We start from the raw sequence: 23,742 nt of genomic DNA on the forward strand, positions 1-23,742 counted from the left end.
TCTCATTGGGGTGCCGCGCGGGCGATGGTCGTTCGGACGATGTCCTCGGACAGCGCCAGCGCGGTTGGGTCGATGCGGCGCGGCGGCGGGCGCAGCGCCATCAGGCGCGCGAGCCACTGGCCGGGGGCGATCGGGTCGAGTTCCGTCGTTGCGATACGACCGCGCGCGTCGAACGCCGCCAGCATCGCGACCAGGCTGTCGGATCGCGCCGCGCCGTCGGGGGCGAGGCACAGGCTGCTCCAGTCGCCGAGCGCATCCTGCGCGATGGCGGCCCGCCGGACATATTCGCGCGTGTCGCGGCTTTGGCCGTTGGGGCGCGGCAGCAGCGCGATGAACCGCAATATGTCCTCGAGCGCGTTGCCCAGCAGGCTGCCGTCGACGACCGGGACGCGGACCGCGGCCTCGCCGATCGCGACGGCATTGCCTTGCCAGCTTTGCACGAGACGGCCGGGAGCGTCGGCGTCGCCGCCCGCCGCGATGGTCGCGCTCCACGGGCGCGTTTGCCAGTGCAGCGCGTCGGATGCCGTCGTCAGCACCTCCTCGCCGATCGCGCCATCGCCTCCGGGCGCGACGGCAAGCGTCAGCGCCGGAAGCGATGGCGACCAGTCAAGCCAGCCGACATCCAGGGCCGACAGCAGGCGCGAGCGGGAACCGGCGGCGTCGATGTAAAGATCGGCGGTCAGTGTCTCGCCCGCCGGGGTGACGATGCCCTGGATGACCTCGCCGCCGGTTTCGACCCGAATGTCGGCGGCGGCGTGCCGGACGATGTTCAGCGTCGCCGCCATGTCGCCGAGCAAGGCGGCATAAGCGGCGGCATCGAAACGCGCGCCGAAGCCGCCCTCGTCTCCGCGCGCATCGCGCAGCGCGAGCAGCATCGCGGCGAAATCGGGCGTCGCGTCGCCGCTCTCGGCGCGGTGGCGGAGCCATATCTGGTGGAGCGCGACGCCTTCGACGAAGGGAATCGCGGCGGTGGCCGCCTCGCGAATCGCGGTACCATCCGCCGCGACATAGCGACGCAGATGAACCGGTTCGGCCCTGGCGCGCTGGGCGAACAGCCGGGGGTCGAGCCCGATCTGGCGGTGGAATTTGTGGATGACCGGGGTGGCCGCGCCGAGCCGGTCGATCCAGCCTCCCCGATCGGTCGGCAGCTCGACGAGCGTGACGACCGCGCCCGGCAACGCCCGGCGCAGCGCGATCGCGGCGGCGAGGCCGACGATGCCGTCGCCGACGACGAGGACCGAGCGGGTCAGGGTGCGCGCGCCGGTCATGCCGCCTCCCACGCCCCGGCTTGGCGCAGATATTCGGCATGGTCGGGCCAGGCGGCGACGCGCTGGCGGATCGCGCCGCCGAGCTCGGCGAGCGAAGCCGCGATGCGATCCTGCGGCGGGATATCGGCGCGCTGGTCGTAACCCTGCGGCACCACCCCCTGGCCGAGATAGACGGCGATCCAGCTCGCTTCGAGGAACAGCCCCTCGGTATACAGCTCGACGCGCCCGCTCTCCTTCCACAGCGCCATCTTGCGCGCCAGCTCGTCGGGCAGCGCCATGGTGCGGACATGGCTCCAGAAGTCCGAATCGTCGCGCCGCGTCGCGTGATAATGGAGGATCAGGAAATCGCGGATGCGGTCATATTCGCGATCGACCAGCGCGTTGAAGCTGTCGCGGTCGGCGGGGTCGATGCGGCGTTCGGGGAAGAGTTCGACCAGCCGCGTGACCGCCTGCTGGACGAGGTGAATGCTCGTCGATTCGAGCGGTTCGAGGAAGCCGCTGGCGAGCCCGATCGCGACGACGTTGCGATCCCAGCTTTTCGTCCGCCGCCCGGCGCGAAAGCGCAGCACGCGCGGGTCGGCGAGCGGCTCGCCCTCGACTGCGCCGAGGATCGCGGCGCACGCCTCATCCTCCGACACATGGTTACTCGAAAAGACATAGCCGTTGCCGACGCGGTGCTGGAGCGGGATGCGCCAGCGCCAGCCGGCGGGCATCGCGGTCGCGCGCGTATAGGGTTCGATCGGACCGTCGGGCGCGGCGCAGGGCAGGGCGGCGGCGCGGTCGCACGGCAACCATTCCGACCAATCCTCCCATGGCGATTTCAGGGTTTCACCGATCAGCAGCGCGCGAAAGCCCGAGCAGTCGATGAACAGGTCGCCTCCGATCACATCGCCGCGATCGGTGCGCAGCCGCGCGACATCGCCGCTCGCCCCGTCGCGTTCGACCGCGACGACCTTGCCCTCGGTGCGCCGGGTGCCATGCGCCTCGGCGAAGCGGCGCAGCATCGGCGCCATGCGGGTAGCGTCGAACTGATAGGCATAGCTGTAGCTGCTATCGAGGAGGTCACCGCCCTCCGGGACCGGGGCGAAGCGTTTGCCGCGCGCCGCGACGATCGGCAGCGAGAAATCGCAGATCGGCGGCACCTGCCCCGCGGCCTGCATCCGCAGCCAATAATGGTGGAAACCGACCCCCGCTATGTCGGTACCATAAGCCCCGAAGGGGTGGATATAACGCTCGCCAATCGCCCCGAAATCGACGAAGTCGATGCCGAGCTTGAAGGTCGCGCGGGTGGTGCGCATGAATTCCATCTCGTCGAGCCCGAGGCGGCGGATGAATTCGCGCAGATGCGGCAAGGTCGCTTCGCCGACCCCGACGATGCCGATTTCCTCGGACTCGATCAGCTGGATGTCGGCCTGTCCGGGCAGCAATTTGGCGAGCGCGGCGGCGGTCATCCAGCCGGCGGTGCCGCCGCCCAATATGACGACGCGGACGGGGTCGGGGGCGTTCAAGGCGCCGTGTCCGCGCGCGCGGCGTGCGGGCCGATCACCGCGCCGGTGAACAGGCCGGCGCCGACGGTCGCGAGGATCGAGGCGTCGACTCCGGCCGCGAGTTGCTGCCAGTCGGCGGCGCCGTGCACGCGCCACCGCAGGTCGGCCTTGTCGCGCCTGATGCGGACCTGCAGGTCGATCGCCGCCGGCGCCTTGTCGCCGAGCGCAACCCGGCCTGTCACCACACCGTCCGCCGGTTCGCCGGCGCCGGCGCGTCGGCGCACGACGATCGCGTCGCCGTCCGCCAGCCGCTCGCGGCCGAGGAAGAGGAAATGATTCTCGTCGGTGAGCGCGAGCAGTCCGGCCCGGTCGCCGACCGCCTGCGGCGCGAACACGACGCTGGTCTCGATCACCGCGTCATGGTGGCGCAATCTCTTGCCGACGAAGCTCGGCTGACCCAGCGATCCCGCGGCGACCGGCCGCGCGTTCAGATACAGCGCGCCGCGCTGGTCCGACAGGCTCCACCAGTTTCGTCCGCGCGGCGTGCGCAGCATCAACCAGTCGAGCGCGAGCCGGCTGTCGTCGAATTCGTCGCGCCAGTCGTCGAGGCTGTCGCCTGCGAACGCCGGCAGGGCGGGGCGCCTGGCGGTCGGCAGCACCGCCGCCCCCGGCGGCAATATCTCCGGCCAGCCGGCCTTCCATGTCACCGGCAACAGGAAGGTCTCGCGCCCCAAATTGGTCTGCTGTCCCGCATAGGGGCGCGTCGCGAGGAAGGCCGCCCACCAGCTGCCGTCAGCGATCTGCACGAAGTCGGCATGGCCGGTCGCCTGCACCGGCCACGCGCGGCTCTCGGGCAGGTCGCGCTGGGTCAGGATCGGATTTCGCGGACCCGCGACATAGGGCCCGGTCACCGTCTCGGCGCGGTAGATCGTCTGGCTGTGCCGGTCGGCGGTGCCGCCCTCGGCCGCGGTCAGATAATAGAAGCGTCCGACCTTGTAGATATGCGGCCCCTCGGCCCACACCGGCTTGTCGGCAGCGACGACGCCCTTGTCGACGAGCAGGATGCGCGTCGTGGCCATCTTCATCGCGGCAAGGTCGATCTGCTGGATCCATAGCGCGCGGTGGCCGTCATATTCGGGCTCGCCGGGCGGCGCGTCATTATAGGCGATCCACGCGCGGCCATCGTCATCGACGAACAGCGACGGGTCGATGCCGCCGAATTCGAGCCAATGCGGGTCGGACCAGGGACCGGCGGGATCGTCGGCGGTGATGATGAAATTGCCGCCGCAATCGATGCAGGTGTTGACGATATAAAAACGGTCGCCGTGGTGGCTGATCGCCGGCGCGAACAGGCCGCGCGTCACCCCGACCTTGCCGATCGCCAGCTGCCCCGGCCGGTCGATCGCATTGCCGACCTGGCGCCAGTGGACGAGGTCGCGGCTATGGTAGACCGGCAGGCCCGGGAACCAGCTGAAGGTCGAATTGACCAGATAAAAATCGTCGCCGACCCGGACGATCGACGGGTCGGGCTGGAACCCCGGGAGCACCGGATTGGCGAATTCGCCGGGTTTCAGGGCAGATGATTCGGCATCGGGCGTGCCCGAATAGGCGACATAGTCGAAGCGAGCGACCGGCGCGGCGGCACCCTGCGCGGCGACCGGTGCGGTCGCCAGCGCCAACACCAGCGCTGGCGCCGACCAAGCAATATTGCGCCAACCAGGCAACCCGTTCCTCCCGCCCCATACGTCCGGTCGGGTATCCTCCCTCGCGGCGCATGATTTTCTATCGCCAACCTTGACACGATCCCCTAGAGCGTGATGGTAGCGCTATCACAACAATGGCTGCGGGGAGGTTTCAGGTCAATGGGTTTTGCGTTGAAGGCCGTTTTGCCGTCCGATTGGCGCGCCGCGCGCCTGCTCGGGCGAGTCGATTTTGGTGCGGGGCCGACCCCCGTGCTGATCGACGGCGGCACGCTCCATGACCTTACCCCCAGCGCCGCGACGGTATCGGCGGCGATCGCGCGGCGACAATGGCTGCCCGAACATGGCAATGTGGTGGCCGCACTCGACGCGGACCGTCCCGAACTCCCTGACGGTGCGACCTTGCTCAGCCCCATTGACCTGCAATGCATCAAGGCGGCGGGGGTGACCTTCGCCGTCTCGGCGATCGAACGGGTGATCGAGGAGCGCGCGCGCGGCGACGCCTCGCAGGCGGCGACCATCCGCGCCGGGCTGGAACAGCATGTCGGACAGGGGATAAGGGCGGTCGTCCCCGGCTCGGCAGAAGCCGCGGCGCTCAAGGCGGCGCTGATCGCCGAGGGCATGTGGTCGCAATATCTCGAGGTCGCGATCGGCCCCGATGCCGAGGTTTTCACCAAATCGGCGGTGCTCTCGTCGGTCGGTTATGGCGCCCCGATCGGCGTGCGGTCGGATTCGAGCTGGAACAACCCCGAACCCGAAATCGCGCTGATCATGGACAGCGCGGGTCAGGCGGTCGGCGCGACCTTGGGCAACGACGTGAACCTCCGCGATTTCGAGGGTCGCTCGGCGTTGCTGCTCGGCAAGGCGAAGGACAATAATGCCTCGGCGGCGCTTGGCCCTTTCATCCGCCTGTTCGACGACGGCTTTACCATAGACGATGTCCGGGGTGCCCAGGTCGACCTGCGTATCGAGGGCGCCGACGGCTATGTGCTGACCGGCCACAACCATATGGGGCAGATCAGCCGCGATCCGCTCGACCTCGCGGCGCAGGCGCGCAGCGAGCATCATTACCCGGACGGCTATGCGCTCTATCTCGGCACCCTGTTCGCACCGACCCAGGACCGCGACGTCGTCGGCGGCGGTTTCACCCACAAGGTCGGCGACCGGGTGACGATCTCGGCCGAACGGCTAGGGACGCTGGAGAATATCGTCACCACATCGCGCGATGCCCCCGCCTGGACGCTGGGCATCGCGGCCCTGTTCCGCAATCTGGCGAGCCGCGGGCTCATCGATCGCATCTGAAGGATCCGACTGCACAATGACTTTGAAGCTTGGCCATTTGATAAACGGCGAACGCATCGGCGCCGACAGCGCGGCGCTGGAAAGCCTGAACCCGTCGAATACCGACGAGGTGGTGGCGCTGTTCCCGGCGGGTGACGCCGCCGCGGTCGATGCCGCGGTCGCCGCCGCGCGCGCCGCGCAGCCGGGCTGGGCCTATGCCTCACCCGAAGTCCGCGCCGACCTGCTCGACAAGGTCGCGGCGACGATCATGGCGCGTGCCGCCGAGCTTGGCGAACTGCTCGCGCGCGAGGAAGGGAAGACCCGCGCCGAGGGCATGGGCGAAGTGATGCGCGCCGCGCGCATCTTCCGCTATTTCGGCGGCGAGGCGCTGCGCCGCCATGGCCAGACGCTCGAATCGACGCGCCCCGGCCTCGACGTCGCGACCTATCGCGAGGCGGTCGGCGTTTACGGCCTGATCACCCCGTGGAATTTCCCGATCGCCATTCCCGCTTGGAAATCCGCCCCCGCGCTCGCCTTCGGCAATGCGGTGGTGATGAAGCCCGCCAATGTCACGCCGGCGACCGCAAGCGCGCTCGCCGACATCATCGTCGAATGCGGCGCGCCGCCGGGGGTGTTCAACCTCGTCCTCGGACAGGGCCAGGTCGGCGCCGCGATCGCCGGCCATGTCGGCGTCGACGCGATCTCCTTCACCGGCTCGCAGGGAGTCGGGGCGAAGGTCGGCATGGCGGCGATGGCGCGGCAGGCGCGGGTGCAGCTCGAAATGGGCGGCAAGAATCCGCTCGTCATCCTCGCCGACGCCGACCTCGACAAGGCGGTGGGGATCGCCCTCGACGGCGGCTTTTTCCAGACCGGCCAGCGCTGCACCGCGTCGTCGCGGGTGATCGTCGAGGATGCGATCCACGACCGCTTCGTTGCCGCGCTCGCCGAGCGGGCGAAGGGGCTGCGTGTCGGTGCGGCGCTCGACCCCGAAACGCAGGTCGGCCCCGCCGCGAGCGAAGCGCAGTTCGAGCAGAATCTGCGCTATGCAAAGATCGCCGTCGACGAGGGTGGGCGCTGCGTCACCGGCGGCGGCGAAGTGAAGAGCGCGACGCCGGGCTATTATATGGCGCCGACGCTGATCGCCGACACCAATCCCGATATGCGGATCAACAATGAAGAGGTGTTCGGCCCGGTCGTCTCGACCGTGCGCGTCAAAGACTATGACGCCGCGCTCGAACTCGCCAACGCCGGCGAATTCGGGCTGTCGTCGGGCATCGTCACCAACAGCCAGAAACACGCCCGCCATTTCCGCAAACATGTCCGCGCCGGCATGGTGATGGTCAATCTGCCGACCGCCGGGGTCGATTATCATGTGCCGTTCGGCGGGACGCGAAAATCGAGCTATGGTGCGCGCGAACAGGGCTTTGCCGCGGTCGAATTCTACACCCAGATCAAAACGGTCTACACGGGGGATTGAGCGTGCTGACTCGGGCGACCATGATCGACACATCGGCGGCGAAATATCCCAGCCTCGCCGGTAAGCGCGTGCTGGTGACCGGCGGCGCGACCGGGATAGGCGAAGCGCTGGTGACCGGCTTTGCGGAACAGGGCGCGCATGTCGCCTTCCTCGATATGCAGGGCGACGCGGGCGCCGCGCTGGTCGAACGGCTGTCGGGTGCGGTCGCGGTGGCGCCGCGCTTCGCGCTGTGCGACCTCACCGACCTTGCCAGCCTCGGGCGCAATATCGCCGATCTTTCCGCCGAAATGGGCGATTTCGACATATTGCTCAACAATGCGGCGAGCGACGATCGTCACGCGATCGGCGATGTGACCCCCGCCTATTGGGACGAAAGGATCGCGGTCAACCTGCGCCACCTCTTCTTCGCGGCGCAGGCGGTGATCCCGGGGATGAAGGCCGCCCGGGGCGGATCGATCGTCAATTTCGGGTCGATCAGCTGGCATCTCGCGCTGCCCGACCTTGTCCTCTACCAGACCGCCAAGGCCGCGATCGAGGGCATGACGCGGTCGATGGCGCGCGAACTCGGCGCCGACAATATCCGCGTCAACACGATCATCCCCGGCAATGTGGAAACCCCGCGCCAGGCGCAATGGTACACGCCCGAGGGCGAGGCGGAAATTATTGCGGCGCAATGTCTGAAGGCGCGCATCCAGCCTGCCGATATCGCGGCGATGGCGCTGTTCCTCGCCTCCGACGACGCGCGCATGTGCACCGGTCACGATTATTGGGTCGACGCGGGCTGGCGCTGATGGCGATCGTGCCCGAACCGGTCGTCTTTCCCTCGACGTCGCTGGGCGAGGGGCCGGTCTGGGACGCCGCGCGCCAGCGCCTGTGGTTCGTCGACATCAAGCTGCGCCGGCTTTTCCGTTTCGATCCCGCGTCGTCGACACTCGACCAATGGGACGCACCGGGCGAAATCGGCTGGGCGCTGCCGGCGGAGGACGGGCGGCTGCTCTGCGGATTGCAGGACGGGCTGCACTGGTTCGACCCGGCACGCGGCGAATTTGCCTTTTGGCAGGCGATCGAGATCGACATGCCGAGCAACCGCCTCAACGACGCGTGCACCGATCGCGACGGCGCGGTCTGGTTCGGGTCGATGGACAATGGGTGCGTCGCGGCGACCGGGTCCTTCTACCGGCTGTCAGGGGAGCGCGCCCGGCGGGCGGGACCCGGCCCCTTCGCGATCACCAATGGCCCGGCGATTACGCCCGATGGCGGCACCATCTATTTCACCGATACCGGCGCGCGGCAGATCTGGGCGGCGACCGTCGGCGCCGATGGGCTGCCCGAAGCGCTACGCCCATTCGTGCGATTTACGGAGTCCATGGGCTTCCCCGACGGGTCGATCACCGACGCGGCGGGCAATGTCTGGGTCGGCTGTTATGCGGGCTGGGCGGCGCGCTGTTTCGACCCGGCGGGCGAGGAAATCGCGAAGGTCGATTTCCCGACCGCGAACATCACCAAGCTTGCCTTTGGCGGCGCCGACCTCGCGACACTTTATGCGACCTCGGCGCATCAGGACATGACCGAAGCCGACCGTGCCGCGCAGCCGCTCGCGGGCGCACTCTTCGCCTTTCGGCCTGAGGTCGGCGGCCATCCGCTGCCGCTGGTGCGCGCGTCGTGATCGGTCGCGCGCTGATCGCTTTGGTCGCGGCCTTCGTGGCTTTTCCTTCAGCGGCACAAGTCGCGCTGGCGCCCGCTTTTGCCGACCACGCCGTGATCCAGCGCGGCCAGCCGATCCCGGTCACAGGCACCGCGGCGCCGGGCGAAACGTTGACCGTCGAACTGGCGGGCAACAGGGCAACCGCGACCGCCGACCGCGACGGGGCGTGGCAGGCGCGCCTGGCCGCGCTTTCGGCGGGCGGTCCCTATGACCTTGTCGTTCGCGGCGCCGACGGACGCGCGGTCGCGACGGCACGGGATGTCATGCTCGGCGACGTCTGGCTCTGTTCGGGCCAGTCGAACATGGAATTGCCGGTGCGCCGCGCGCTTGATTTCGACAACCAGGCGGGCGGTTTTGCCGACCCCGGACTGCGGCTGCTGACGGTCGAAAAGGCGACAGCGACGGCGCTGCAGCATCGCTTTGCCGCTGCGCCGTCGTGGATGCCGGCGTCGGCCGAAACCGTCCCCGACTTCTCCGCCGCCTGCTATTATATGGCGCGCGAGCTGCGTGCGGCGCGCGGGGTCGCGATCGGCGCGATCGACGCGACTTGGGGCGGCACGCAGATCCGGGCCTGGCTGACCCCCGCTGCAACGCGCACCATCTATGGCGAGGGCGAGGCCGACCTGCTCGCGCTCTTTACCCGCGATCCGCTTGCGGCGAACGAGGCGTTTTTTCCGCGCTGGGCCGACTGGTGGCGAAAACTCAGCGGCGATGCGGTGGGGAACGAGCCGTGGAACAAGCCCGATCGCCTGACATGGACGGCCTTTCCCGCGATATCCTATTGGGACGAGTGGAAGGGGACCGACTTCAAGGCCTTCAACGGTTATGTCTGGGCACGCCGCAGCGTCACGCTGACCGCCGGGCAGGCCGCCCAGGGCGCGACGCTCTCGCTCGGTGTCATCGACGACAGCGACGAAACCTTCGTCAATGGCCAAGTGGTCGCCAACACATTCAGCTGGTCCGATGCGCGGCACTATGCCGTTCCGACCGGACACTGGCGCGCGGGCAAGAACGAGATCGTCGTGCTGGTCGGCGACAGCTGGGGCAATGGCGGGTTCCGGGGTCCCGCCGACGCGCTGGAACTGCGCTTCGCCGATGGCAGCACCATCCCGCTCGGCGACGGCTGGTCTTACGCGATCGCGACGACGCAGGCGGGCGGCGCCCCGCGCCCGCCGTGGGACCAGATCGCCGGCCTGGGGCTGATCCATAATGCGATGGTCGCGCCGCTCGGCGCGATCCGCCTCGCCGGCATCGCCTGGTATCAGGGCGAGGCCGATGTCGGCATGCCGAAATATGACGCACGCCTCGCTGCGTTGATCGGCGGCTGGCGCCGGCAGTTCGGCCGGACCGACTTGCCGGTGCTGGTCGTCGGCCTCGCCAATTTCGGCGCGCCGGCGGCGAAACCGGTCGAGAGCGGCTGGGCGCTGCTCCGCGACGAACAGCGCCGCGCCGCCGATGCCGATACGACGGTGACGCTGGTCCCGGCGCTCGACCTCGGCGAACGGCTCGATATCCACCCCGCGAACAAGATCGAACTCGGGCACCGGCTCGCCCGCGCCGCCGAAGCGGGGCCGCTTCCCCACGTTACCGGCGCGTCGCGGCAGGGCGACGCGATCGTCGTGCAATTCGACGGGGTGACCGGGGCCTTGGCCAGCTGGAGCAGTGACAAGGCGATCGGGTTCGAACTGTGCGCCGATGCCGCGGGCAGCTGCCGTTTCGCCGCCGCCGTTGCCGACGGCGCGACGGTCCGGATCGCCGCCGATGGCCGGCCGGCGACGCGCGTTCGTTATGCCTGGGCCGATACGCCGATCGTCAACCTGTTCGACGGCGCGAACCTGCCCGTCACCAGCTTCGAGATCCCGATCCGCTGACCGCGCGTCAGTGATTGTGGCGCGGCAGCGTCTTCGACGTCTGGCGATATTTGAGCGCGAATTCCATCACCCCGCCCTCGCCAAGCTGGCCGGTCTTTTCGCGGAACAGCTCTTCCCACGGCGTATTGCTCGGCGGGATGTCGGGCAGACCGTCGGCCTTGCGCCGTTCGATCTCGTCGGCGTCGACCAGCATGTCGCAGGTGCCGGCGTTCAGATCGACCCGGATCATATCGCCATCGCGCAGCCACGCCAGCCCGCCCCCCGCCGCGCTTTCGGGCGAGGCGTTGAGGATCGACGGGCTGTCTGACGTTCCCGACTGGCGCCCGTCGCCCAAGGTGGGAAGCCATAATATGCCGCGCTGGATCAGCGCGTCGGGCGGTTGCATGTTGACCACCTCGGCCGACCCCGGCCAGCCGAGGATGCCCGACGAGCGCATCACCAGGATGCAATGTTCGTCGATGGCGAGCGCCGGGTCGTTGATCCGGTGATGATAATCGTCCGACCCGTCGAACACGACCGCGCGCGCCTCGAACACGCCTTCGGCGCCGGGGCGCGAGAGGTAGCGGGTGCGAAACTCGTCCGAGATCACCGACGTCTTCATCACCGCGAAATCGAACAGATTGCCCTTCAGGGTCAGGAATCCCGCCTTTGCCTGCAACGGATCGGCGAACGGGCGGATCATCTCGCGGTCGCGGCTTTCGCGTCCCGCCAGATTGTCGGCGATGCTGCGCCCCGTCACCGTCAGACAATCGCCGATCAGCTTGCCGGCGTTCAGCAATTCCCACATCGCCGCGGGGACCCCGCCGGCGCGGTGGAAGCGCTCGCCCAGATATTGCCCCGCCGGCTGCATGTTGACGAGCAAAGGCAGGTCGTAACCATGGTCGGTCCAGACCGCGGGCTCCAGCTCGACCCCGGCGTGCCGCGCCATCGCGACGATATGCGGCTGGGCATTGCTCGACCCGCCGCACACGCTCACCGTGGCGATCGCGTTCAAAAAGGCGTCGCGGGTGAGGATGCGCGACGGGCGCAGATCCTCATGCACCATTTCGACGATCCGCCGCCCGGTGCGATAGGCATATTGGCCGCGCTCGCGGTAGGGGGCGGGGATCGCGGCGCAGCCGGTGAGCGACAGCCCCAGCGCCTCGGCGACCGCGTTCATCGTCGATGCGGTGCCCATCGAATTGCAATGGCCGAGCGACGGCGCGCTCGACGTCGCGCGGTCGAGGAATTCGGCCTCGTCGATCAGCCCCGCCGACAGCGCGCGGCGGCTGCGCCAGATGACTGTGCCCGACCCGACCAGTTCGCCGTCGTGCCAGCCGTCGAGCATCGGCCCGCCCGACAGCACGATCGCCGGGATGTCGACCGTGGTCGCCGCCATCACCTGCGACGGGGTCGTCTTGTCGCACCCGGTGGTGAGCACCACCGCGTCCAATGGGTAGCCGTTCAAAATCTCGACCAGCCCCAGATAGGCGAGGTTGCGGTCGAGCGCCGCGGTCGGGCGGCGGCAATTCTCGAAAATCGGGTGGACCGGAAACTCGATCGGAATCCCGCCCGCATCGCGAATGCCGTCGCGAACCCGTTTCGCCAGATCGACATGGACGCGGTTGCACGGGGACAGGTCGCTGCCCGATTGCGCGATGCCGATGATCGGCTTGCCCGACTGCAATTCCTCGGGCGTCGTGCCGTAGTTCATGAAGCGCTCGAGATAGAGCGCGGTCATGTCCCAGCGGTCGGGATTGTCGAACCAGTCGCGCGACCGCAGTTTGGGGGGCTGGTCGCGCGCCGTCACCGCCGCTCCACACCCTTTGCCGCGCGCGTCGCGAGGCTCGGCGCCGCGTCGGATTCGCGGCGGATCAACGCATAGGGCAGGGTCATCTGCTGTTCCTCGGCGCGCTCGCCTGCCTTGCGCGCGCGCATGATCGTGGCGATCGCGGCGACGGCCCAGGCGGTCATCTCGCGGATCGGCTGGCGGATCGTGGTCAGTTCGGGCCAGATCGTGCTCGCCATCGCGGTATCGTCGAAGCCGCAGACGGTGATGTCGTTCGGCACGTCGAGGTGGCGCCGGTGCGCGACCGCGACGGTCGCCGCCGCCATATCGTCGTTCGAGGCGAAAATTGCGGTCGGTCGCGGATCGACCGCGAGCAGCCGCTCGGCGCCATCCATTCCCGACCGATAGCTGAAACGCCCCTGCACGATCAGTTCGTCGAGGACGGCGAGTCCGGCGTCGGTCATCGCGGCGCGATATCCGTTCAAGCGGCGACCGCTGGCGACCTGTTCGGGATTGCCGATGATGAAACCGATGCGTTCATGTCCCAGGTCGATGATATGCTTGGTCATGTCATAAGCGGCCTGGAAATCGTCGATCATCACTGCGCCGTGCGACCCCGTCGCCTTGCCCGGTCCGACCGCGATCGCGATCGCGTCGAGTTCGCTGACCAGGTCGAGCACGCTCTGGTCGTCGCACAAGGGCGGCGGCAGGATGAACCCTTTGATGCCGCCCTGCGTCAGGTTGCGCATCAGCGCCTGCGCGTCGGCGACGTCGATGCAGCTTTGCACGATCAGGTGGATATCGCTGCGCGTCGCTTCTTCGAGCGCGCCCATCAGAAATTCGCTGAGGTACGACGCCGACGGATTGTCGAAGAGCAGCGCGATCCGCAATTGCTCGCCGCCGGCAAGGCTGCGCGCGGCGCGGTTCGGCATGTAACGCAGCGCGGCGATCGCCTCCATCACCTGCTGCCGCGTCGCGGCGCGGACGTTGGAATCGCCGTTGATCACGCGGCTCACCGTCATCGGTGAGCAGCCCGCGGCGGCGGCGACATCGGAAATGGTCGGGGCCTTGCCCTGGCGGCGGCCCTGGCGGGGCATGGTAGCGCTCTTTTGGCTCATGCCAGCGTCCCTAAATCTTCTTTTCCGCCCGCGCTAGGCGAATATCGGGCGGGTCGCGGTGCGCTCATATGCCGGGCGCCTCGGGGAAGCGTTGGGCGCGGTACCAATCGAGCGAATGCGCCGGCGCGGCATGGCCCGCGGGCAGCGGACGCCGCGACAGCGACTGGAAATAGGCGATCGAGGCGTCGCGCCACCAGCGCGCCTCGTCCTGCTGCACTGCGAGCAGTGCGGCAACCTCGGAATGGCGCCGCGCGTCGACCAGTCCGCGCAGGCCGTCCCACCGCGCCGCCATCGCATCGACCCCGGCGACGCCGCGGTCATAGCGGGTGACGAGTTCGTCCCATACCGTTCGCCCGGTGCTCAGCCGGTCGTCCCAGCGCTTGCGGTGAAACCACAGAAGCCAAGGCAGGGCAGGGTCGCGCTGATCGGCATAGCGCTTCGCCAGCGGGGCGCCATATTGGGCGAGTGCGTTGCTGCCGGTCGCGGTGCGATCGAACCCGATCCCCTCGGCATCGGCGCGGTGGTAATAGACCGGGTTCCAGTCGGCGCGGGCCAGATCGTCGACCCACGGCGCGGGCCCATAATGATGGTCGCTGCCCATCAGATGCGCGAGGCCGAGCGGGGTCATAGTGTCGACCACCGCCTGGCGGCTCGGCATCATCATCGCCGCGACGGCGTCGACCAGCGGCGGGTCGGCGGCGAAAGTCTGCGCCGCCCATTCGCGGGCGATGGCGTCGGACGACAGGGTGGGGTTCCATGCCAGCCGGCCAAAGGCATACCAGTTGGCCTGGTCGAAATGCGACCCGCTCCAGTTGCGGTCGGACCCGATATTGGCGACCCCTGCGATCAGGCTGGTCGCCGACCGCCCGTTTCCGGCGACGAGGTCCGCCAGCGTCATGCGCTCGTCCGCTGCCAGCCCTTCGGTGTCGAGCGCCTCTTCGAACAGCGGTGCCAGATAGGCGAGGTGGGTCGAGAAGCCGAGATATTCCTTGGTGATCTGCAGTTCCAGCCCAAGCTGCGTCTGCGGCATCGCTCCGAACAACGGGCTCACCGGCTCGCGCGGCTGGAAATCGAGCGGGCCGTTCTTGACCTGCACGACGACATTGGCATCGAATTGCCCGTCGAGCGGCTGGAACGCGTTGTAGGCCTGCATCGTGCGTTCGACCGCCGGGTCGGGATCGTAGACGAAGGCGCGCCAGATCACGACGCCGCGCAGGCCCACCGCGCGCGCCAGCATATTGGCGCCGTCGGCGTGGGTGCGGCCATAATCCTGCGGCCCCGGCTGGCCTTCGCTGTTGGCCTTGACCAGAAAGCCGCCGAAATCGGGGATGGCGGTGTAAATCTCGTCGGCCTTCGCCCGCCACCAGCGTTGGACGTCGGGGTCGAGCGGGTCGGCGGTGGCCAGCCCGCCCAGATCGCGCGGCGCCGAGAAGCGCGCCGACAGGAAGACGCGGATGCCATAGGGGCGCAGCGTGTCGGCGAGCGCCCGCGTCTTGGCGATGAAGCGCGGGGTCAGGAAGGTCGCGGGCGCGTTGACATTGTTCACCGCGACCGCGTTGATCCCGATCGAGGCGTTGGCGCGCGCATAGTCGGTCAGCCGCGGATCGACATACCCCGGCAGGCGCCACCATTGGAAAATCGAGCGTCCCGCATAGCCGCGCTCGACGCTGCCATCGACATTGTCCCAATGGTCGAGCATGCGGATCGCGACGCGCGGGGCGTCGGACTGCGGCAGTTCGGTCAGCGGCACCTGCTGCTGGATGTGGCGGAGCAGCGCGAAACTGCCGTAGAGCAGCCCGATGTCGTCGCTTGCAGAAATGACGACACGCCCGCGCGCCAGCCGGTCGATGCGATAGGCGCCGGGCAGGGGGGGCGCATCGCGCTTTGGCAAGGCGGCTGCGCACGGTCGGTCGCTGCGGCACAATTGAAGGCCCGCAGGCGCATCGGCGGCGACCGCCAATGGATGATCAAGCCATACGCCAAACGCCCGTTCCAGTTCGGCGGTTGCCGCGTCGATCGTCGCGCTCGGCTGCGCATCGACCGCCAGCCCCGGCGCGATCGTTGCGACCTCCGCCGCATAGGCGAGGGTGAGCGGGCGATAGCGCAGCCACAGCTCATAGCCGTCCTCGGCCCGCGCGGAAGGCGCCGCGAGCAACAGCAGCGCGCATGCCGCAGACAGGGTCGCCCCGACGCTCCGCATCCTTGTTGTTCACCCTCCCTGACGTTTTGCCATGGCTTGACAGCCACTGCCGCTTTCTTTCATGGTAGCGCTAACAATAGGCGTGGGGAATCGATCCGCGCAAGCAAAAATGGGAGAGAGACGATCATGCGCATGACTTTGGCGGCCGCGCTGTTGGCCACGACGATGACGCTGCCGCTGGCACAGGTCATGGGCCAGCAGGCCGCACCCGCATCGGCTCCGGCATCGGCCACCTCGACCGCCAGGCCTCCCGCCAACGCACCTTATCGCGACGCCAGCCTGCCCGTCGATGCGCGCGTCGCCGACCTGCTCGCGCGGATGACGCTCGAGGAAAAGGTCGGGCAGATCATCACCCTGTGGGACAGCAAGGCCGAGGTGCAGGATGCCGACACGACGTGGAACCCGGCCAAGGCGTCGCGGAAATATCCCGACGGCCTCGGCCAGATCGCCCGCCCGTCGGATCGCAGCGGGCCAAGCAGCCCGCGCACCAACAAATTGCGCTCGATTCCCGAAAGCGTCGACTATGTGAATGCGGTCCAGACATGGGCGACCAAGAATACGCGGCTCGGCATCCCGGTGCTGTTCCACGAAGAGGCGCTCCACGGCCTCGCGGCGCGCGACGCGACGAGCTTTCCGCAATCGATCGCCATGGCCTCGACCTGGGACCCCGATCTGATCCGCGACGTCAACAGCGTCATCGCGCGCGAGGTGCGCGCGCGCGGCGTGCCTTTTGTGCTGTCGCCGGTCGTCGATGTCGCGCGCGACCCGCGCTGGGGCCGGATCGAGGAGACCTTTGGCGAGGATCCCTATCTGGTCAGCGAAATGGGGGTGGCGGCGGTCGAAGGGCTGCAGGGCAAGGGCGGTCCCGGACCGCTGCCGCCGGGCAAGGTGTTCGCGACGCTCAAGCATATGACCGGCCATGGCCAGCCCGAAAGCGGCACCAACGTCGGCCCCGCGCCGATCGCCGAGCGCACGCTGCGCGAGGATTTTTTCCCGCCGTTCGAGGCGGTGGTAAAACGCACCGGGATCGAGGCGGTGATGGCGAGCTATAACGAAATCGACGGCGTCCCCAGCCACGTCAACAAATGGCTGCTCGGCGACGTGCTGCGCGGCGAATGGGGCTTCGAGGGCGCGGTGGTCAGCGACTATTATGCGATCGACGATCTGGTCAAGCTGCACAAGATCGCGGTCGACCTGCCCGACGCCGCGCGCCAGGCGCTCGCCGCCGGGGTCGACAGCGACCTGCCGAACGGTGCGGCGTACACGACGCTCGTCGACTCGGTGCGCGCGGGCAAGGTGAAGGAGGCCGACATCGACGCCGCGGTGACGCGGATGCTGCGGATCAAATTCCTCGCCGGATTGTTCGAAAATCCCTTCGCGACGATGAAGGCGACTGCGGTCACCAACGATGCCGAGGCGATCGCGCTGGCGCGGCGCACCGCCGACAAGTCGCTGGTGCTGCTGAAGAATGACGGAGTCCTTCCGCTCGCCCTGCCGACGGCGGGCGCAGCCGCCAGGCCGACCATCGCGGTCATAGGTCCCAATGCCGCGGTGGCACGGCTCGGCGGCTATTACGGTATCCCGCCCAAGACGGTCTCGCCGCTCGACGGCATCAAGGCGCTCGTCGGCGACAAGGCGACGATCGTCTACAACGAAGGCGTCAAGATCACCGAGAATGACGATTGGTGGGCCGACGAGGTCAAGCTCGCCGATCCCGCCGCCAACCGCCAGCGCATCGCCGCGGCGGTCGAGGCGGCGCGCGGCGCCGACCATATATTGCTGTTCATCGGCGACACCGAACAGACGAGCCGCGAAGGCTGGGCCGACAGCCATCTCGGCGACCGGTCGGACATCGATATCGTCGGCGAGCAGGAGGAGTTGCTCGACGCGCTGAAGGCGCTCGGCAAGCCGGTGATCGTCGTCCTCGTCAACGGCCGCCCGCCCTCCTATCCCGGCGTCGTCGCCAAGGCCGATGCGATCCTCGAAACCTGGTACGGCGGCGAGCAGCAGGGGCATGCGATCGCCGACGCGCTGTTCGGGCGTAGCAATCCCGGCGGCAAACTGCCGGTGACGGTCGCGCGCAACGTCGGTCAGCTGCCCTTTTTCTACAACCACAAGCCGACCGCGCGGCGCGGCTATCTGTTCGACGACAAGGCGCCGCTGTTCCCGTTCGGCTATGGCCTCAGCTACACCAAATTCACCATCGGCGCGCCGCGCCTGTCGGCGCCGTCGATCGCCGCGGGGCAGCCGGTGACGGTCACCGTCGACGTCGCCAACAGCGGCGCGCGCGCCGGCGACGAGGTGGTGCAGGTCTATGTCCGCGACAGCATCAGCTCGGTCACCCGGCCGGTCAAGGAGCTCAAGGGCTTCCGGCGCGTCACGCTCAAGCCCGGCGAGACGAAGGCGGTGGCGATCATACTGCCGCCCGCGGCGTTCCAGATGTGGAACGGTGCCATGAAGCGCGTCATCGAACCCGGCGATTTCGAAATCATGGTCGGCCCCAATTCGGCCGAGGTGCAGAGCGTCAAGCTGGTGGTGACGCCGTGATCGATGCGGCGTTTAGTCGGCGGGAGGCGTTGGCGGGCCTGTCGGCGTTGTCGCTGACCGCCTGCGCGGGCGCCGCCGGGCTGACCACCGCCGCGCCGCCAGCCACCGGCGAAGGCCTGCACCGGATCGCGGCGCGCAAGGGACTGCGCTTTGGTTCGGCGATCGGGTATGGGGCGGAAGGGTCGGACAGTGGTTCGATCGGCAATCCGGCGTACCGAGCGATCGTCGAGCGCGAGTGCGGGCTGGTCGTCGCTGAAAATGAAATGAAGTGGCAGGCGATTCGCCCCGGCCCCGACCAGTATGACTTCGCCGCCTTCGACGCGATCGTCCGCTACGCGAAATCGAAGGGCCTCGATATTCGCGGTCACACCCTGCTCTGGCATCGCCCGAAATGGATGCCCGAGTGGGTCAACAATTACGACTATGGCGCCCGCCCCGCGACCGAGGCGGCGCGGCTGGTGACCAGCCATATCGAAACCGTGACGCGGCGCTATCGTGGGGTCATCCACAGCTATGATGTCGTCAACGAATTGTTCGACGACAAGACCGGCGCCTTCGTCGACACCTCGATGTCGAAGGCCATGGGCAGCCACGAGGCCGTCGTCGATCTCGCCTTCCATACGGCGCGTAGCGAACTGCCCGACGCCGAGCTCGTCTATAACGATTATATGAGCTGGGAGCCGGGCCATGCGAACCATCGCGCCGCAGTGCTCCGCCTTCTCGAAGGATTCCGCAAGCGGGGCGTGCCGTGCGACGCGCTCGGCATCCAGTCGCATATCGAGATGCGGACGATCGACCGCGCGACGGGTATCGGCCCCTATGACCTGAAAGAATGGCGTGCGTTTTGCGACGACGTCACGGGCATGGGCTACCGGCTGCTGCTCACCGAATTCGACGTCAAGGACAATGGCCTGCCCGCCGACCATGTCGCGCGCGACGCCGGGGTCGCCAACTACACCCGCGCCTATCTGGAGGTGATGCTGTCCTATCCGCATCTTCGCGACATATTGGCCTGGGGCATGGTCGACAAGTTCAGCTGGCTGCAGGGTTTTGCCCCGCGCGCCGACGGCCTGCCGCAGCGCTGTTGCCCCTATGGCGACGATTACCGGCCGCATCCGTTGCGCGCCGCGCTCGCCGATCTGTTGGCCGGTGCCGCGCCGCGCGCTTGACCCGGCCGCGATAACCGCGACAACGGGCGCATGAACGCCGCGCCCGATTGCAGGCCCGCCGACGCCGCGGTCATCGACATCCTCGCGATCGGGGCCGAGCAGGTGCCGCTGATCCGCATCGACGGCGCGACCACCGATCCGCAGGCGCTCGTCGCTTTCGCCGCCGACGCGGTGGCCTTCGCGCCGGTCACGGGCAATCTCTACCCCGGCCTGCGCGCGCCGATGCCGCTCGCCTATGTGCGGTCGATGGTTGCGCGGCTGGATCCGCTGATCCGCCGCGTCCATGGGCTGGGGCCTGTGCGGCTGGTCCGCGCCGAATGTTTCTTCTCGATCGTCACTACCCCGGCGGCCGAGCTCGTCCCGCTCCAGACGGTGCCGCATATCGACACCAGCGATCCGCTGCATTTTGCGACGGTCCATTATCTCTGCCCGCCGCATTTCGGCGGCACCGCCTTTTTCCGCCAGCTGTCGACGGGGTTCGAGACGATATCGCCGACCCGCGAAGCGGCGTGGGACCGCGCGCGCGACGCCGCGATGCCCGCGCCCGGGAATCCCGCTTACCCTTCCCCCGATACGCCCGGCCATGTCCGCGTTGCCGCGATTGCGGCGGCGTTCGACCGGTTGATCCTCTATCGCAGCAACGCGCTGCATGCGGGCATCATCGATCCGGCGATCGACCATCCGGGCGATCCGCGCGCCGGCCGGCTCACCGCGACGATGTTCATCGCCTATCGGCCGGACTCGCGCACGCGGACATAAGAAGGGCCGCCGCTTTCACAGAAAGCGGCGGCCCCCAAGCGAGGCGGGATGCGCCCCTAGAAGGTAAAGCGGGCCAGGATCGTGAAGCGCCGGTCGCTCATATACCATTGGCGCGGGACATATTGGATATCGCCGGCGCCGTTGAGCACCGCCGCTTCGGTCTTGGTCTGCGAGTTCAGGATATTCACCGCCTGGATGCCCAGCTTGAACTGATCGGTGACGGTGACCGTCGCCGAGGCGTCGAGCTGGCCATAGGCGCGCTGGAAGATCGGATCGAACGGCGTGATCACGTCGCGGATCGTCAGCAGGTAGCGCGAGCGCCAGTTGTACGAGGCGCGCAGCGACAGCGGGCCGATGTCGATGAACGGCGTGATGTTGATCGTATGTTTCGACAGTCCCTGGAGCGGGAAACTGTCGCCGGAAATCGCCGACTGGCGCCCCGCGGCGACATCGGGGTCGGTCGCCGACAGCGTCGTCTGCGGCACCCCCGACGATTTGACATAGGTATAGGTCGCCTGCAGCCCGAGTCCCGACAGCGGTCCCGGCAGGAAGTCGAAGACCTGCTGGTACGACACCTCGGCGCCGGTGACCTTGCCGGTGTCGGGCGAGTTGATCGCGGTCGTCAGCACCACCGGGAAGGTCGCGCCGTTGTTGGTCAGGTCGGTCGAAACCGTCGCGTTGGTCACGACATTGTGCAGCCGTTTGTGGAACATCGACAGCGTCACCTGTCCGACCTTGCTGAAATAATATTCGGCGGTGAGGTCGAAATTGTCCGATGTCGTCGGCAACAAATTGGGATTGCCCGCGGTGACCGTCGACTGGATCGTGAAGCTGCCCGGGATCGCCGCGCCGCTACTGTCGACATTCTGGTTGGCGCTGAGACCCGTGACGTTGAAATAGTTGCGCGAAAAGCCGAAGGGCGGGGCGAAGACGCCCTTGAAATAGCCGGCGCGGAATTGCAGCCCGCCGCCGACTTCGAGCTTCAGGTTCACGCTCGGCAGGAAATAATCATAGTTGGTCTTAGCGTCGATCGGCAGCAGCGCGCCGTTCAGATAGTTGCGCGCCTGCTGGCGCACCGCCGGGGTGAAGGTACAGAAACCCGTCGCCGGCTGCCCGGCGTTCGCCGCATCGATGCAAGCCTGTTCGCTGGTGATCGACGTCGGGTTGTTGGCGAACTGCTGGAACCCCTGCGAGGTGCGCTTGGTGCGCGTGTACCGCAGCCCGACATTGCCGGTGAAGCGCATCCCGCTGCCGAATTCGCTGTCGAACTTGATCATGCCGTAAAGCGCCAGATTCTTGTTCTGCTGCGGATTGATCTCGCCCGGCTGGAACGGCGTACCGGCGACATTGCCGCAGCGATCGGCCAGCGAGTTCCACCCCGCATTGATCGTCCGGCCGTCGATGCCGCAGGTGGTCGTCCCCTGCCATTCGCGCGCGATCGCATTGGCATAGGCGATATAGGCGGCGCGGTCCTTGACCGTGTTGCCCGAATAGAAAAGGCGGCCCTGACCCGCGATCGGGTTGTTGGCGGCGCCGCGGAAGAAATTGGGATAGAAGACCTCTTCATACCCCGGCAGCGGTGCCCCGCCATTGCCGCCGGTCACGTTGTCGACATTGTCGTCGAACCACGCCGGGCCGCCATTGCCCCATTGCTCGCTGAGCACGCCCCAATTGTAGATCGAGAAGCGCGCGGTCTGTTCGGTGTCGGCATAGCGTCCGCCGACCTGCAGCGATTTCAGGAAGCCGCTGTCGGGAAAGGACAGTTCGGCGTCGACGCGGAAGGCGTCCTCGCTGCCATCACTCTGTTCCAGATGGTCCATCGCCGAACGGTAGAAGCTGTTGAACGGATCGGTGAAGCTTTGGTGGCTGCCGGTGAAATAGGAGGGCGAATTGGCGGCGAAGCCGGGATTGCCCTGGCAGGGCGCGGGATCGCAATTCTGCGGCGGGATGAACTGCACGAATGGCAGGCCATGGCCATTGAGGTCGATCATCGCATCCTGATAGGTCGAGCCCCAAAGCGTATTGTCCTCGACGTCGCTTTTTGAATCGACATGCTGATAGTCGAGATTGATCGCGAGGTTTTCGCTGGGGGTCCAGCGCAAGTTCGCCGAATAATCGGTCGTCTTGATCCGTTCATAATGGTCGCGGCGGATATTGTTCGACTGCAGCCCCAATATGGGCGTGCGAATGTCACCAGTCGCATTTTGTTGGTCGGCGCGCCAGCCGGTCGGGCCGGTGATCACGCCATTTTCGAAGACGCCGCTGTCGTCGAATTCCAGCGAGGTGCCCGCGACGGCGCGCGAATCGCCATTGTTCGACACATTGTCGGTGGCGATTTCGATCGTATTCTCGCTCCACGCCTGGCGCGCGTCGGACCGCAGGAACTGGAAGGTCGCCGCGAGCGTCCCGTCGTTGCTTTCCCACTGGGCGGCGGCGGAATAGCCATAGCGTTCGCGGTTGAAATTCTGGCGGCCGAGCACGGCGCCGCGCGGGAACAGCGCCGAGGGTCCCGCGGTCGCGCCGGCGAACGGTACGACGTCGGTGCGCGTCCCGTCCGAATAGGTGGTGCGCGGGCGGAAGCTGGAGATACCGATGCGATCGGCCTGCGAATAAAGCTGCGAATAGGAGGCGCTGGCGAGCAGGCCGATTTCGCCGATCCCGGTCGACCAGCGGTTGCTGATCAATCCCGAAAAGGTCGGCGCCGATTTCTTGACGAAATCGCCATAGTTGAGTTCGAGCGAGCCCGCGACGAGCAGGCCGCTCTGGTCGAAGGGCAGGCGGGTGCGCAGGTTGACGATGCCGCCGATGCCGCCTTCGATCAGGTCGGCCGACGGGGTCTTGTAGACGTCGACCCCGGCGAGCAGTTCCGACGGCACGTCGGCGAAGCTCAGCCCCGACCCGTTGCCGGCGCTGAACGCGTCGCGGCCGTTGAAGCGCGATCCGACATAGCTGAGGCCGCGGATAGTGACGCCCGATCCCTCGACCGAGAAATGGTCGGGATCGACGCCCGCCGAAAAGCGGTTGATGGTGACCCCGGGAATGCGCTGCAGCGCCTCGGTCACCGAGCGGTCGGGGAGGGCGCCGATATCTTCGGCGGTGATCGAATCGATGACGGTGTCGGCGTTTTCCTTGCGCCCCTGCGCGCTTTGCAGCGCGGCGCGGAAGCCGGTGACAACGATCTCGGGCGCGTTCGACGGGTCGGCGACCTCGTTGGTGTCGGTGTCCTGGGCAAAGGCCGGGGTAGCGATTATCGCGGAGGCGACGAGCGCCAGCGTCGAAACGCCCAGGCGAAGCCAGGGCGCGTTGTGATTCGTGAGCCGAACGTCACGAGAAAACGTCGTTACAACAGGCATTTAAACCCCTCCCATGTCATGGGCCTTTTCGGCCTCATC

15 protein-coding genes are annotated in these 23,742 nt (G+C 67.6%); 8 read left to right on the plus strand and 7 right to left on the minus strand.

Translation table 11 applies throughout. The features are described 5' to 3' along the window. Positions 1 to 2: 2 nt before the first annotated feature. The 3 genes from ASD67_RS01310 to ASD67_RS01320 are packed head-to-tail and all read right to left on the minus strand — an operon-like array spanning position 3 to position 4,434. Positions 3 to 1,268 (minus strand): tryptophan 7-halogenase, encoded by a 1,266-nt coding sequence (locus ASD67_RS01310; RefSeq protein WP_056342115.1) that lies wholly within the window; start codon positions 1,266 to 1,268, stop codon positions 3 to 5. After that, positions 1,265 to 2,776, minus strand: a complete 1,512-nt coding sequence (locus tag ASD67_RS01315) for a tryptophan halogenase family protein (RefSeq protein ID WP_156377526.1) — start codon at positions 2,774 to 2,776, stop codon at positions 1,265 to 1,267. Before ASD67_RS01315 ends, ASD67_RS01310 begins: the two co-directional genes overlap by 4 nt. Next, positions 2,773 to 4,434, minus strand: coding sequence for a glycoside hydrolase family 43 protein (locus tag ASD67_RS01320; RefSeq protein ID WP_056342884.1), 1,662 nt, complete (start codon positions 4,432 to 4,434; stop codon positions 2,773 to 2,775). The genes ASD67_RS01315 and ASD67_RS01320 overlap by 4 nt, the downstream gene beginning before the upstream one ends. 183 nt (positions 4,435 to 4,617) lie before the next feature. On the opposite strand from ASD67_RS01320, the gene ASD67_RS01325 reads away from it, so the two are divergent. The 5 genes from ASD67_RS01325 to ASD67_RS01345 are packed head-to-tail and all read left to right on the plus strand — an operon-like array spanning position 4,618 to position 10,789. Further along, entirely contained in the window at positions 4,618 to 5,757 is a 1,140-nt protein-coding gene (locus ASD67_RS01325) for a fumarylacetoacetate hydrolase family protein (RefSeq protein WP_056342120.1), read from the plus strand. 16 nt (positions 5,758 to 5,773) lie between these two features. After that, positions 5,774 to 7,213 (plus strand): aldehyde dehydrogenase family protein, encoded by a 1,440-nt coding sequence (locus ASD67_RS01330; protein WP_056342123.1) that lies wholly within the window; start codon positions 5,774 to 5,776, stop codon positions 7,211 to 7,213. 20 nt (positions 7,214 to 7,233) lie between these two features. Beyond that, complete coding sequence (locus ASD67_RS01335) at positions 7,234 to 8,004, plus strand: SDR family NAD(P)-dependent oxidoreductase (protein WP_200937976.1); 771 nt, start codon at positions 7,234 to 7,236, stop codon at positions 8,002 to 8,004. Next, positions 8,004 to 8,879, plus strand: a complete 876-nt coding sequence (locus ASD67_RS01340) for an SMP-30/gluconolactonase/LRE family protein (protein WP_056342129.1) — start codon at positions 8,004 to 8,006, stop codon at positions 8,877 to 8,879. Before ASD67_RS01335 ends, ASD67_RS01340 begins: the two co-directional genes overlap by 1 nt. Next, positions 8,876 to 10,789 (plus strand): sialate O-acetylesterase, encoded by a 1,914-nt coding sequence (locus ASD67_RS01345; protein ID WP_056342132.1) that lies wholly within the window; start codon positions 8,876 to 8,878, stop codon positions 10,787 to 10,789. Before ASD67_RS01340 ends, ASD67_RS01345 begins: the two co-directional genes overlap by 4 nt. A gap of 7 nt (positions 10,790 to 10,796) precedes the next feature. Here ASD67_RS01345 and ASD67_RS01350 read toward each other — a convergent pair whose 3' ends face one another. The 3 genes from ASD67_RS01350 to ASD67_RS01360 form a co-directional block, all read right to left on the minus strand. After that, positions 10,797 to 12,578, minus strand: a complete 1,782-nt coding sequence (locus ASD67_RS01350; RefSeq protein ID WP_082544759.1) for an IlvD/Edd family dehydratase — start codon at positions 12,576 to 12,578, stop codon at positions 10,797 to 10,799. Then, a complete protein-coding gene (locus ASD67_RS01355) occupies positions 12,575 to 13,675 on the minus strand; it encodes a LacI family DNA-binding transcriptional regulator (RefSeq protein ID WP_082544760.1) in 1,101 nt (366 codons plus the stop codon). Before ASD67_RS01355 ends, ASD67_RS01350 begins: the two co-directional genes overlap by 4 nt. A gap of 64 nt (positions 13,676 to 13,739) precedes the next feature. Further along, a complete protein-coding gene (locus ASD67_RS01360; RefSeq protein ID WP_056342138.1) occupies positions 13,740 to 15,875 on the minus strand; it encodes an alpha-glucuronidase family glycosyl hydrolase in 2,136 nt (711 codons plus the stop codon). A 165-nt stretch (positions 15,876 to 16,040) separates the two neighbouring features. Here ASD67_RS01360 and ASD67_RS01365 point away from each other — a divergent pair, with 165 nt between their 5' ends. From ASD67_RS01365 to ASD67_RS01375, 3 genes are read left to right on the plus strand one after another with little or no spacing between them, the layout of a single operon-like run. Further along, the gene (locus ASD67_RS01365; RefSeq protein WP_056342889.1) at positions 16,041 to 18,422 is read left to right on the plus strand and encodes a glycoside hydrolase family 3 N-terminal domain-containing protein; all 2,382 of its coding nucleotides are present in this window, start codon (positions 16,041 to 16,043) and stop codon (positions 18,420 to 18,422) included. 29 nt (positions 18,423 to 18,451) lie between these two features. Beyond that, positions 18,452 to 19,591 (plus strand): endo-1,4-beta-xylanase, encoded by a 1,140-nt coding sequence (locus tag ASD67_RS01370; RefSeq protein WP_235535525.1) that lies wholly within the window; start codon positions 18,452 to 18,454, stop codon positions 19,589 to 19,591. 30 nt (positions 19,592 to 19,621) lie between these two features. Further along, the gene (locus ASD67_RS01375) at positions 19,622 to 20,350 is read left to right on the plus strand and encodes a DUF6445 family protein (RefSeq protein WP_056342141.1); all 729 of its coding nucleotides are present in this window, start codon (positions 19,622 to 19,624) and stop codon (positions 20,348 to 20,350) included. 56 nt (positions 20,351 to 20,406) lie between these two features. On the opposite strand, the gene ASD67_RS01380 is transcribed toward ASD67_RS01375, so the two are convergent. Then, the gene (locus tag ASD67_RS01380; protein WP_056342144.1) at positions 20,407 to 23,703 is read right to left on the minus strand and encodes a TonB-dependent receptor; all 3,297 of its coding nucleotides are present in this window, start codon (positions 23,701 to 23,703) and stop codon (positions 20,407 to 20,409) included. Positions 23,704 to 23,742 lie beyond the last annotated feature (39 nt).

Source organism: Sphingopyxis sp. Root1497, assembly GCF_001427085.1.
Classification (GTDB): domain Bacteria; phylum Pseudomonadota; class Alphaproteobacteria; order Sphingomonadales; family Sphingomonadaceae; genus Sphingopyxis.